Here is a 13112-nt window from a genome sequence, read left to right on the forward strand (position 1 = left end):
GTTACGCTTCATCCCTCGTCACTGCAGCGTACCGTAAGTACGCTGCCTACGGCACCCGCGATAGCGGTATTCTCAGGATTCGCAAGCCTTGATCTCGAACTTGTTACGAAACCGTCTGAATTAGTTTTTACGATTTCATCAAGGAAGATGATAGGCATTCTGTTCTTCATTTGACATTTTTTATTGAGTCTATTTCAGGCTGAAGATGACCTGTCCGCTTCCTGTCCCTTCCAATGTCTGAACCTTGGTCTTGGTCCCCGCAGAGGGTTCCACGATAAAAAGGCGTTCACGCGCCACCTGACCGTTTTCAAGCAGGTAATTCTTGGCATTGAACGCACGGGCATTGGACAGCTTGCGGTAATCGTTTTTCGTGACCTCCGTGTGCGTTCGCAATAGTGTTCCCATGGATTCAGCCGTCAGTTCGACAGGTTTTCCGCTGTCGTCCACCGGCACGGCAATACCGGAGGCGGCAAACACCGAGTTCAATAGAGCCGGTTTTTCCGCATTGCTGAGCACAATCTCTTCCAGCGGAACGGCACTCTTGCCGGATTTCATCATTTGCCGGAGCTTTTCCCCTTTAAGCTGGTTCTCCAGCAGCATGGCCCGCAGGGCCTCGCCGTCTGATTCCGGCGTTGCCGCACCTTGAATGTCCAGGTTCAATCCCGGCCTTTCGAAAAGGATCCTGGCCAGCTTGTCCATCTTTTGTCCATTTTCCTCGTTGATTTCGCTGATACCGGCACCGAACTCCAGGTAGCTCAACTCTTCGCCGCCGCCGGCCAGGGCACCCAGGGCGGCAAAGGGAGAGGAGACGATCTTGACGATGAGGTTTTTAAGGACGGTCAGGACCACCCGGCCGATCTTGAACTCAGGGTCGTCCAGACTGCCGCTCACCGGAAGATCCAGCGCGATGTTTCCCTCACGGTCCTTCAACAGCGCTACGGCCAGCTTGATGGGAAGGCTCACCGCGTCGGGGCTCTCCACCGAATCGCCCAAGGTGAGTTGATTGATAAATATGCTGTTCGTCGCTTCCAGTTTCCGGTTTTCCATCAGATAGGCCACATTGAACGTCAGCTTTCCCTTTTCCAGGATATAGCCGATATATTTTCCGGAATAGGGTGAAAAAGGACTCAGCTCGATATCGGAAATATTCAGGTTCAAATTCACATACGGGCTATCGATGAGTGGGTTGATCTGACCGGTTATTTTCACCGGGGCGTGATTGGACCACATGCCTTCCAGGAGAACCTCAGCCCGCTTCTCAGCAATGGATTCCAGGCCGGAGACGCGGCCCCCCAGGTCGTTGAATTTGGCGTTGAAATTGGGTTTGATGAACCGGTCCGAAAAATCTACATCCCCACCGCTCAGAGTGATTCGTGCGATGCGCACAGGGGGATTAGTTCCAGAGGGTGCCTGCGCAGCGACTTTTTCTTTTGGGGGTGCGGTATCGGAGGCATCCCCGGCCGCGTCATCCGTTCCGGTGCCAGGTTTGTTGAACATGGTAACCAAATTGACGCTTCCGTCCGGATCGACAATCACGCGCGCGAAAAAATCGGCAAGGGAGACCTGATCGATGAAGAGCCGGGTGGGGTTTACGCCGACCTCGAGCTTGTCGACAAGCAAGGCCTCCCATTTGAGAAAGTCGTTGGCGTTTTTGCGGTCGATGGAGGCAAAGCGATTGAGCCCGGCCTTTCCCGTGTAAGTGACTTTCGGTGCCGTCTCGTTGTTCCTGGAGAACTTCATCCGGCCCTCGGTGTTAAAAAAGCCCTGGGTGACGATGAGCCCTGCCTGTTCGGAAAGATACGGCTGGAAAGGGCGGACATCCATTTTTTTCACCACGATGGCCATATCCAGTGCAAGGGGCGCGATGGTGACGTTGCCACCGGCCTGAACCTGCCCGCCCTGTTCCCATCGCAGGGAAAGATCGGCCTTTCCCGTTGCGTCGGGCGCCGTGGAGAGATTTGAGGCGGACAGGGCAATTTCGTCCAGCTTAAACCTGACTGGTTCTTCCGGTACCCGGTCTTCCACATCCAAGGAAACATCACCAATTTTGACGGCTTTGAGATTGACCACAACAGCTTCGGCCGTCGGGCTGTTTGGTGACGGCTCATTTCCATCCGTCACTGCAGCATCATCCGTTATCGGGTCTTCGGCTTCGGCGGCGGGCACAAAAGCCTTGACCAGGTTCAGCGATCCATCCTTCTCCCGACGGCAGGAGATGTTCGCTTTGGATAGCATGAGACTGCCTATCGTCACTTCACGCCGGGCCAGATCCGCCGTGGTGTCGGCCAGACGCAGCCGGTCGAGAGATACCAGGGGCTCGTCGTCATCCTCATCGACCACCTTGAGCGCATCCACATCGAGATGGACGTTGGCCAGGGATAACAGGGGTGCACCGTCTTCCTTGCGAAAACGATAGTTGCCGCCGAAGGAGACATTGCCTTCCACGGTTTTGAATTCGAAAATATCCTTGTAGTAAGGGACGTACCGCGAGACCTGGATATCCGACACGTCGATCTCCCCCGACACCTGGAGGCGCGCAAGAGAAGCGGTACCGGACAGGCTGATGGATTCGTCGGCCTCGGTTTTCAGATCGAGTCGATAAGTGGCGGTGCGGTCGCTGTTGAGACCGAAGTTGTCTACCTCCAGGTTCAGGTCGGTGATGGTGGTGGAAAACGGGTCACTGTTTGCCATGTCCGTAAAATGGACGACACCCGCTTTCAGGTTCAGCCGATCGATGGTAACCACCGGCTCAAATTGGCCGGTTGTGTCCTTGGCCGCAGCCTCTTGACCCGTTTCGTAGGCTCTCACCGCCAGAAATGGCAGATACAGGTCTCCCGTGGGCAGCCGTTTCAGAAAGATTTCCGGGTCGGACAGATCCACTTGGGCCAACCGAATTTGCCCGGTGAGCACTGCTGATGGCAACAGGTCGAAGCTCAGGTTCCGGTGGTTTACGAAGGGCTCGCCGTTGCCGTCCACCAGTTGGACCTCCTGGAGAGAAAACAGTCCGGCGACCAAAAGATCCGGAAGGTTGTTTTCCGTCATTCGGAAGTTGATTTCGGTTTCCGTTTCCACCTGCAGTGAGCGTATCACCAGGTTGGCAGGCAACTGCACATAGGGCAGGTAGTGGGTCACCTGAAACGATTTGAGACCGATTAGTGCCTTGGTTTCCCGTTCGGGAGCAAATGGTCGTGTTCTGCCATCCAGGGAGAACACGGCGCCGTTGATTCGGGCGGACAGCTTGAACAGGGTGGTCACATTCACGTCGGCCGGGCGGGAGGAGAGGTCAGAGACGTTCAGGTTCAGATCCGCGATGTGGTGGGTAACGGAGACCACGCGGTCGTCCATGGCGATCCGGCCGCCGGTGACGCGGGTGTCGTATACAGCCAGGGCGAATCCACCGCCGTCGGTGGTAGATTCCGCTTCGGGTGCGTTCCCCCTGCCGATATCTGAAAAATTGAATATGGTCTCAGCGGTGCGCACCAAGGCGATGTCCGGATTGACCACCCGCACGGATTTGAGCACCAGGGCCCACTTGAACAGAGACGACGCCTGCAGGTTGAGGTAGGCTTCATCCAATTTTAAAAAGGGAGCACCGCCGGTTTCGCGGATATTGAGATCTCTGACGGTGGCAGACAGGGTGATGGGGTTGATCCTTACCGGTCCCACTGTCACCTGGCGGTTGATCGCCTCGGCCACCTGCTTTTCCAAAAGGCTGCGAACAATAAAAGGGGCACCGATAAACCCGAAGAGAAGGTAAATCAGAAGGATTGTGCAAAGGGTGATTGCGATCTTTTTTTGCCGCAGGGTCAGATCAGCGGTTTTTATCATTTTGATGGGTCCGTCGGTATGGCGGTGGCGAGTCTGCCACTATTTCCTTCATTATAGTGCTTTGGCGATCACTTCCAGTGCCTGTTTGACCAGCGCCCGGTCCGCCTGGGCGCCCATGTGGCCCAAGCGGAATATCTTTTCAGCCAGGGGTCCGTAACTGCCGGCCACCACCAGGCCGTGGTCCCGAAGGCGGCGATCCCATGCCTCCCAGGTATAACCCTCAGGGATCACGGCCGCCGTGACCGTTGGGGAGGGGATGGCTTTAGGCGCAGGGAACAGATCGATACCCATCTCGACAAGCCGTTGGCGGCAGAACCGGGCCACTTCATCATGACGGTTAAAGCTGTTTCCGAGACCTTCCTCCAGCAGCAGCCCGGCGGCCTTAAAAAGGGCGGCCACGCCCTGCCAGCTGGGTGTGTACGGGAAAAAGCGGTTTTCGACCGCATGCTGAAACGGCTTAAGCGCATCATAGCCCACATAGCCCACGGCATCGATAATCTCCCACGCCCTGGGACTGACCGACAAAAAAGACATGTCGGGCGGCGCGGAAAGGCATTTTTGGGATCCGCCCAGGCACAAATCGATATGCCAGTCATCGGCCAGGACCGGGACTCCCCCGGCTCCGGCTACCGTGTCCACATAAAACAGGGGGACCCGATAGGCATGTTTCAGCCTACCCAGCTCTTCCAAGGGGTTGAGGGTGCCCGATGGCGTCTCACAGTGAACGGCCGTTATCATACGGGGTTTGAATTCGGCGATGGCCGCTTCGATGCGGGCCATGTCGTTGATGGTTTCGTCATAGCTGAAACCCACGATCTTTACGTCGACACCAATGGATTGGGCCATTTCGCCGATACCGTAGCCGAACACACCGGTGGCCACAGCCAGCAACCGGTCACCAGGCACCAGACAGCTTTTCAGAGCGCTCCACAGGGCCAGCATCCCCTCTCCGGACTGGATCACGATATCGTCCCGGGTGCCGAAAATCGCTTTCAGCCGCCGCTGCGTGCGTGTGTAAAGTTCGACAAATTCTGCTTCCAGGTCACCTGAGCCATAGGGTTCCAGGTAGACCCGACGGATGGCTTCGGGCACCACCACCGGGCCGGGGACCATGGGGATGGGATAGGTTTGCATGACGATCCCTCCTCGAGGAGCATTAAATAGGTTAGACCTGGATGCTGCGAATCTGTGTGAGCAGGTATTGAATCCGACCACGGTGCTCCGGTGGTATCATGAGCACGAACACGGGCTGATTGGCGACCAGACCGTCCGGCGCCGCATTGAGTCGGCCGGCCGCATAGTTCTGACGGTTTTCATCTGAGTCTAAAAACTGCATGACATCGGCAAAATTGCCCGTGTATCCCTGGGCGTCGATATGCTCCAGGTGTTGAAGAAACACGTCATTGACCGTCAGGATAAACGGGTCCATATCGGCAAATCCAGTCTCGCCGCAATTTCTAACGGACACCATGCAACGGCAGCCAAAGGGGCGAACCGGATAAAGGGGGCAGGCATTGTCCGCCAGCACCGGGCAGGGGCCGGCCTCGGGGCTCAGATGCTCTTCGGGCGGGTCGCTGTCCCGGGCACAGATATCGGCCAGGCGATTGATCGATACCCGGGGCGTAAACCGGTCGGGATGGGATTGCCGTGCAATGGTTTGAAGATAGTCTGTTGCAGCGGTCTTTTCTAAATGGACAAGGATTCGATAGCCCTCCAGGGTGGTCATAGTGACGTTGGCAGTACAGCAATGGGCGCAAAATTTTTCACAGGCCAGGTCGAATTCACCCAAAAACTGATCGTAGATGTCGATCATCCGTTCCATAATGGTTAATTTAGCATTCAGATTCATGTCAATAAGCTTTCTATAAAAAACTGGTGCAGGTTGTCCCTACCTGAATGGAACATGCATCACATTCCCCTTATACGCCAAAATATTGCTTTTTTCCAGCGGTTCCAGGCCGGGCTAAGACCTTGACAAGGGATAGGTGGGCCGGTAGATGTGTGGCCTGTGCGGCTATCATCCCCACCGACAAGCCTGCGGTGTGCGGAATCGCTGAAAAACGGATCAGGCCCACTTTTTTATGGATCAAGAATGGAGGATGCCATGACCAGCAAGGTCTATTTCATCGATATGAGGGCAACGATCAAAGAGAATTTTCTCGCTAAAATCGGGCGGCTCATGGAAACAGCCGGCATATCGGCAGTTCTCGAAAAGCGGGATCTGACGGCGGTGAAAATTCATTTCGGAGAGATGGGCAATGCGGCGTTCATACGTCCGGTGTACATCCGAAAAGTGGTGGAAATGGTCAAGCAGGCCGGCGCGATTCCTTTTCTCACCGATGCCAATACCCTCTATGCAGGAACCAGAAGCGACGCACCCCATCACCTGACCACCGCCATCGCCAACGGATTCGCCTATGCCGTGGTTGGCGCGCCGCTGATTATTGCCGACGGCCTGCGAGGCAAGAATGAAACGAGGGTTCCGATCGATCAGAAGCGCTTCGAGTCGGTTTACATCGGTACGGATGTTGTGGAAGCGGATGCTTTGATATCCGTGGCGCACTTCAAAGGCCATGAATTGTCCGGCTTCGGTGGCACCATCAAGAACGTGGGCATGGGCTGTGCTTCCCGCAAAGGCAAGCTGGCCCAGCACTCCGGTTTGTCTCCAAAAATATCAGGCGAGCAGTGCATCGGCTGCGGCGATTGCCTGGATCATTGTTCCCAGCACGCCATCTCAATGCCGGACGAAAAGGCGCAGATCGACGTCGAGGCCTGCATCGGCTGCGGTGAGTGTATCCTCATCTGCCCCAATGAAGCCATTGCGGTGCAGTGGAGCCGGTCCATCCCGGTCTTTCTGGAAAACATGGTGGAATATACCATGGGGGTACTCAAGGGAAAGGCGAACAAAACCCTATTCATCAATTTTATCACCGATGTGTCCCCGGCATGCGACTGCTACCCGGCCAACGACGCCCCCATCGTGAAAAATATCGGCGTCGTGGCATCCACCGACCCCGTGGCCATCGACCAGGCCTCGGTGGACCTGGTAAACGCGGAACCGGCCCTGTCCGGCACCCGGCTGTCCACGAACACCGCTCCCGGTGAAGACAAGTTCAAAGGCATCTATCCCAAGGTGGACTGGGAGATTCAGCTGGACTACGCTGAACGGCTGGGTCTGGGCACGCGGGCGTATGAGCTGGTAAAATTGTAGAAAGACAACCATGCTGCGCACCACTGTTCACATGGCCCTGCACGTTCTGGCGCCGGCCGCCGTTGCCCGCATTGGATTCCCCGATCGCTGGAAATGGGCCTGGATCGTCATGGTTGCCACCATGGCCGTTGACCTGGACCACCTGCTGGCCACACCCGTCTTCGACCCCAATCGCTGCAGTATCGGTTTTCATCCCTTGCACACCTGGCCGGCCATGGCGGTGTTCCTGGTGCTGGCGGTTCTCCCCAAAACCCGGTTGGTAGGACTGGGTCTGGCCATTCACATGGTGCTGGACGGACTGGATTGTTTGTGGATGGGCTGGGCTGGCGGCGCCTGAACCTGGGTTGTCAGGCAGCGCATGTGGCACAATCTGACCTGCAGGATGAACAGCGAACCACAGAACAGCCGAATATCGAACTGCAGAATGTCGAAGGAAGTAATTATTCTACCCGTGTTTTTACCAGATTTTAATGCTGCGGCCCTTCAGCTCCAACAGCTCTTCCGTGGTGATTCTGAGCCGATTGGCCAAAATACCTGAAAAAACACGATAAATCACATATCCGAAGGCCAGCTTGTCATTGCCGGTCAGCTGTTCGATGTAGTAGATGTCCGTGGCCAGGCAGACCGTTTCGCCGAAGGCGACTGCCGATGCACTGCGGGGCGCACACTCGATGGCGCCCATTTCACCAAAGACATCCCCCCTTCGCTGAAGCTGGATCACCGGCTTGTTGTCTTTCATCAACCGGACTTTCCCATATACCAGGAAATAGAGCCACGTATCGGCGCTGCCCTGCTCGAAAATGGTTTCTCCCGGACTGTACTTCCTGATTTTACTCATGGACATCAGGTGATGGAGTTCATCATCCTGAAAGGGTTCGAAGATTTCAAACTTCTTGATGTCGTTCAGGACTCTCTGGTTTCCTTTTAAGAAATCGGTTTCCTGCATGGTATCCCTCGCTGGCCCGGCCGTCCAATAAAAATAGTGAAGCGGTGGTGCCCGTTAAATAACAGATGACTGCTTCCCAATCTTAGTACAAGTGCGCCTGAAGGCAACCTATTCCAACAGCCTTTTACCCAAACTGAGCGATTCACCTTTCTCGAAGAGGTCGATTGGTAACGATCAAGGTTGGGTACCATCGATGGTTGTCTTCAAAAGGTGAAACCCATTGGGTTTGCCGATCTCACCCCATCTTCGGCGTTAGCTATCGCCGCGCATAGTCCACTATAACGCGACGACATCTGACTTGAATCTGCGGCAAGCTCGACAATCGCTCAGCTTGGGTTTTAATTAAACGTCACGGGTTGTCGGACCGTTGTTCAATCCTTGCGAACCAAGCTTTGATGACGGCGTTGGTCAGGGTAGCCAGTGGAACGGCGAAAAATAGCCCCCAGATCCCCCACAATCCGCCGAACAGGAGCACCGCGACGACAATGGCCACCGGGTGAAGGTTCACCACGCCGGATAGCAGCAGCGGCGCCAGCAGATTGCCATCGAGGACCTGGATGACCAAATAGGCAACCATGGCCGAGGCAAACTCACCGCTCCATCCCCACTGGATGAAGGCGGCCAGTGCCATGACAAACCCCATGACCGTCACACCGATATAGGGAATGATCACCGACAGGCCGACGAACAGTGAGATCAACAGGGAAAACTGCAGCCCCAGCGCCTTGAACGCGGCATAACTGATCCCCCAGATGATAAGCAGTTCCCACCCTTTCCCCCGGATGTAGTTGGTGACCTGGACGTTGGCCTCCTGCCACACCGATTCGGTAAGATCCATGTTATCGGGCAGGAAACGCCGGCCCCAGCCCAGAATCATCCCCTTGTCCTTGAGCAGGAAAAAGACCATGAAGGGTAGCAGCACCAGATATACCACCAGGTGGAGAAGCCCCACGACCGAAGCTAAGGAAACGGTAAGGACCCGTTTGCCGAGTGTGGATATGCCGGTGTTGAGAAAATCGATAACCTGCCTGACCTGTATTTCAGAGATAAGATCCGGGTAGCTGGTGGGGAGCTGAAGCAGTCGATATTGAACCGTGGCCAGCATACCGGGCAGCTGTTGAACCAGCTGGCTGATCTGCTTGACGGTCAGGGGAATCAGCCACAGGGTCATGACGATCATAGCGACCATGAAGACCGTAAAGACAATGGAAACGGCAGCCAGGCGCGGAAGTCGGGACCGTTGAAGCAGGCTGACCATGCCATCGAGCAGGTAGGCGATGATGATGCTGATAAAGACGGGGGCCAGGAGACTGCCCAGAAAATAGACCAGGCCCGCTCCCACCAGCAGCATGACCCCTAGAATCACCCGCTGGGGGTCGGAAAAATGTCGTTCCTTCCACGTTCTGAACAGATCAAACATGGGTCGAGTCCCCTGTTGCGTTCAAAAAGAAAGTCGGCCGGTGCCGAAAAAAGACCATCGACTCCGTTAGTATCGGTATTCGTATTCCAACCCTAAAGTGTCCATACCCTCATTGGGGGATGCCAGGCCCGCATTGGACATGTGATCGAAGGCAAGGATAATCCGATGGTGCCGGTTGAGGGCGTAACCGATTTCGATGGGAATCCTGAACAGCACCCGTGATCCCAACGCCTTCTGGTTGGCCGAATCCGTATCCCGCCTGCCGTCGTGCAGGGCCAGACCCAAACCCGTTGAAAAAAAGAATGCCGAATCCGGCTCCCATTGGAGCAGGAAACCCCCGTACACCTTGCTGGTGTCGCCCCGTGTGTTAAGGCTGACCCCTATGTTGGGATACGCCGTGGCGGCAAGCAGGTGGAAAAGCGAGCGGTTGAAGATCACCTCCGCGCAAAGGTCCGGCCCTTTCTCCTTGGATTCACCGCTCCACAGCCCGTCCACATCGTGGGCCGACATCCCGACACGGAACGCCCTGACTGGGCCGGCCGGCGAGGGTTGGTCAAAGGCGTATCCGCCAGCGGCCATCATCGGAAAAATGAACAATGTCCAGAGCCCAGAATACAGGAACCGGCTTCGGATGCGGCACCGATGGGCCGCATTCGAAAATATCATTCAGCCGCATCCGGAGGCAGCTCACAGGTGTCTCCCTGGGCCGATTTTTTTGCATCCACAAAATAGGCGGCGGCCAGGGCAGCCGTGCAGCCGTCTGCCGCCGAGAGAACAATCTGGCGGGCGAACTTTTCCCTAAGGTCCCCGATGACATAAACACCGGGGCTGTTGGTTTCACACCTCTCGTCGGTCACCACCATGCCGTCGGCGTTCATGCGGGTGCCGGCGGGAACCAGTTGGTTGTTGGGGTTGAATCCGACGAAGATGAACACACCATCCACATCCAGTTCCCGGGTGTCCGCCGTCACGGTATCTTTCAATTCCACGCGCTCCACGCCGTCGCTGCCGGCCCTGATATCTGTGACCACGGTGTTCCACAGCATCTCGATGTTGCAGTCGTCGAAAATTCGCCGCTGGAGGATCTTGCTGGCCCGCAGTTCATCCCGGCGATGGGCGATGTAAACCTTTTTGCACAGCTTGGCCAGATAAAGGGCCTCTTCCGCAGCACTGTCACCACCGCCGACCACCACCACCGTTTTGCCCCTGAAAAAGAATCCATCGCAGGTGGCGCAATAGGAAACGCCCTTGCCATAAAACTCCCGCTCTCCGGGTACATCAAGCTTTTTGGGGCTGCCCCCGGTGGCCAGCACCACCGCATGGGCTTTCAGCGATTCGCCGTTGGCGAGCTTCACCGTGTGGTGGTCCAACCCGGGGTCCAGCGCCGTTACCTCCTGAGAGATCATTTCCAGTTCATAGGACTGGGCGTGTTGGGTGAATTTCATGGAAAGCTCAGCCCCGCTGATGTGGGTGAAGCCCGGGTAATTTTCCACTTCGTCACTCATGGTTACCTGACCGCCGGTGATACCTTTTTCCACCAGCACGGTCTTCATCGCGGCGCGCATGGCATATATGGCGGCCGACAATCCTCCCGGGCCGCCGCCGATAATTACCAGGTCATAAAAATCGCTCTGTGCCATGATCAACCTCCCTTTTTCTGTTGGGACAGGGCTTTTTTGAGCTGGTCTCCCAGCGAACCCATCGAGTCAGCCGTTCCTCCGGCAAATTCCTGCCATTCCTGATCTTCAGCCGCATCGCCGGTACCTAAGGAGATTTTCCGTTCCCTGGCATTGACCCCATCGATGGAAACGGTGATGGCGGCCCCGGGCTTGAGGGTGTCGATCTGGGCCGACTTTTCCGAGGCGGCTATTTTGGATTTGGGGAGCAGACCGGTGATGCCGGGCGCCAGGTTTACGAAAATGCCGAAGCCCTCTTTTTTTTCCACTCGCCCCTGTACCGTTCTGCCGGGCTTGAACCTTTCTTCGATGTCGGCCCACGGATCGCCTTCGGCATCCTTGATGCTCAGGGAGATGCGTTTGCGGTCAAGGTCGAATTCCTTGACCATGACCATGATTTCGTCACCGGGGGCGACCACTTCTTCCGGGCGCATCACCCGGCGCGTGTAGCTCATTTCGCTGATGTGAACCAGCCCCTCGATGCCGGGGAAAAGCTCGATAAACGCACCAAAGTTGGCACATCTAGTCACCTTGCCCATCAATTTGTCCCCCACACGGACGCGGTTCGGGGCATCGGTCCAGGGATCACCCATGGCCTGTTTTACGGAAAGAGAGATCTTTTTGATTCCCGGCTTGTCGCCCTCTTTGATGCCCAGGAGTTTCACCTGGAGTCGATCCCCCACCTTGACGGCCTGTTCGGGGGTGTCCAGGCGAGACCAGCTCAGTTCACTGATATGCACCAGCCCCTCCACCCCGGGTGCCAGGGCCACAAAGGCACCGAAGGGCATGATGCGGACCACCGTCCCCTCGAAGACCGCCTCTTCGTCCAACTGCTCCATGAACGCCTCGCGGCTGGCTTCCATCTCCTTTTGAAGAATGTCTCGCCGTGAGATGACAATGTTGCGGCCCCGTTCTTCGAATCGTTTGATGATAAAGGGAAATGTCTGTCCCACGTAGACTTCCGGATCTTCCACATAGGTCAGGTCCATCTGGCTGATGGGACAAAAGGCGCGCTGCTTGATTACCTCCACCTGGAATCCGCCCTTGATGGCGGCCACCACTTTGCCCTCCACTGGAATACGCTGTTCCCAGGCCTCCCGGAGCATCGTCACACCACCGATGCCGGAAATGGCCTTGGACAAACGGATTTCACTTTCATCGGCGACGACGACGTAGAGGTCCAGTTCGTCTCCTACCACCAGCGACAGCTGGCCATCTTCATCCAGCAGTTCGGACTTTTCCACCACCCCGTCCGCTTTGGTGCCCGTATCCACGAACACGCTAGTGTTGCCGATGGAGATGATTCGTCCCCGGACTCTGTCGCCCACCCGGATATTGTCATTCATGCCGGCGCTGTATGATTCGAACAGATCGGCAAAGCTCTCTTCTTCAGGGGACTCGTTTTCAAAATCGTCGTTCATGGTTGTTCTCCCGGTCGTTTAAAAGATGCGGCAACTTCACCAGAAAATGATGGCTTTTGCAAGCCTATTGTCTGTTTGGTAACAATTGAACCCACCCCGCGGCAAGCCGCGGAGAATCTTGACCGAAAGGATGAAAATCGATTTCCAGTTCACTCGCATTCCACGCCGCTTGCAGCGGTATTAGCGAGCGCTATTGTGGTTCATGGATGTTGGTTCAGGGCACGAATTGACGGCAGTGACACCGGCCTGTTAAAGGCGTGCCGGGGTTGACAACGGCACGGAGATGGATAAGCTTAATCCAACCCAAACTGAGCGTTTCAATTTTTTACAGACACCATAATTGTTTTGTATGCTTTGCTTTTTCGGTTTACCGATCTTAAAAATTTGAAACCCGTTGGGATTGCCGATCTCACCGCATAACCAACGTCAGCCGACATCCCGCATAGTTCACTATAGCGGAATGTCAGCTTCCTCGGTTCTGTGGCAAGCTCGACAATCGCTCAATTTGGGTACAACTCATAAGGAGGACATGTCATGGCTACCATCAAGTGGGATCCGCTGGGAAACATCGCCACCTTGCAGGACCGCATCAACAAGCTCTTCGATGACT

Annotated in this window: 10 protein-coding genes; 2 read left to right on the forward strand and 8 right to left on the reverse strand. The window is 55.8% G+C overall.

Going from position 1 to position 13112, the window contains the following annotated elements; all coding sequences use genetic code 11:
- Positions 1-189: 189 nt before the first annotated feature.
- The 3 genes from QNK41_RS00815 to QNK41_RS00825 are packed head-to-tail and all read right to left on the reverse strand — an operon-like array spanning position 190 to position 5677.
- Positions 190-3828: a DUF748 domain-containing protein gene (locus QNK41_RS00815; RefSeq protein ID WP_319252764.1), complete on the reverse strand. Its 3639-nt coding sequence runs from the start codon at positions 3826-3828 to the stop codon at positions 190-192.
- Positions 3829-3879: 51 nt separating this feature from the next.
- On the reverse strand, positions 3880-4962 hold the full coding sequence (locus tag QNK41_RS00820; protein WP_319252766.1) for a pyridoxal-phosphate-dependent aminotransferase family protein: 1083 nt from the start codon (positions 4960-4962) through the stop codon (positions 3880-3882).
- 31 nt (positions 4963-4993) lie between these two features.
- Positions 4994-5677, reverse strand: coding sequence for a YkgJ family cysteine cluster protein (locus tag QNK41_RS00825; protein WP_319252767.1), 684 nt, complete (start codon positions 5675-5677; stop codon positions 4994-4996).
- A 255-nt stretch (positions 5678-5932) separates the two neighbouring features.
- Between QNK41_RS00825 and QNK41_RS00830 the strand changes: the two genes are divergently transcribed.
- Together QNK41_RS00830 and QNK41_RS00835 are read left to right on the forward strand one after the other, a co-directional pair.
- Positions 5933-7039 carry a DUF362 domain-containing protein gene (locus QNK41_RS00830; protein ID WP_319252769.1) on the forward strand — a complete coding sequence of 369 codons (1107 nt, stop codon included), beginning with the start codon at positions 5933-5935 and terminating at the stop codon, positions 7037-7039.
- A 10-nt stretch (positions 7040-7049) separates the two neighbouring features.
- On the forward strand, positions 7050-7376 hold the full coding sequence (locus tag QNK41_RS00835; RefSeq protein ID WP_319252771.1) for a DUF6122 family protein: 327 nt from the start codon (positions 7050-7052) through the stop codon (positions 7374-7376).
- 120 nt (positions 7377-7496) lie between these two features.
- Here the strand turns inward: QNK41_RS00835 and QNK41_RS00840 are convergent, their stop codons facing one another.
- The 5 genes from QNK41_RS00840 to QNK41_RS00860 form a co-directional block, all read right to left on the reverse strand.
- Entirely contained in the window at positions 7497-7985 is a 489-nt protein-coding gene (locus QNK41_RS00840) for a cyclic nucleotide-binding domain-containing protein (RefSeq protein ID WP_319252773.1), read from the reverse strand.
- Between the two features lie 349 nt (positions 7986-8334).
- Positions 8335-9405 carry an AI-2E family transporter gene (locus tag QNK41_RS00845; RefSeq protein WP_319252775.1) on the reverse strand — a complete coding sequence of 357 codons (1071 nt, stop codon included), beginning with the start codon at positions 9403-9405 and terminating at the stop codon, positions 8335-8337.
- Positions 9406-9471: 66 nt separating this feature from the next.
- A complete protein-coding gene (locus QNK41_RS00850; protein WP_319252777.1) occupies positions 9472-10071 on the reverse strand; it encodes an acyloxyacyl hydrolase in 600 nt (199 codons plus the stop codon).
- Positions 10068-11045, reverse strand: coding sequence for a thioredoxin-disulfide reductase (gene trxB, locus QNK41_RS00855; RefSeq protein WP_319252779.1), 978 nt, complete (start codon positions 11043-11045; stop codon positions 10068-10070). The genes QNK41_RS00850 and trxB overlap by 4 nt, the downstream gene beginning before the upstream one ends.
- 2 nt (positions 11046-11047) lie before the next feature.
- Positions 11048-12502 (reverse strand): 30S ribosomal protein S1, encoded by a 1455-nt coding sequence (locus tag QNK41_RS00860; protein ID WP_319252781.1) that lies wholly within the window; start codon positions 12500-12502, stop codon positions 11048-11050.
- Between the last annotated feature and the right edge of the window lie 610 nt (positions 12503-13112).

This window comes from Desulfosarcina sp., assembly GCF_033791525.1.
In the GTDB taxonomy this organism is placed as follows: domain Bacteria; phylum Desulfobacterota; class Desulfobacteria; order Desulfobacterales; family Desulfosarcinaceae; genus Desulfosarcina.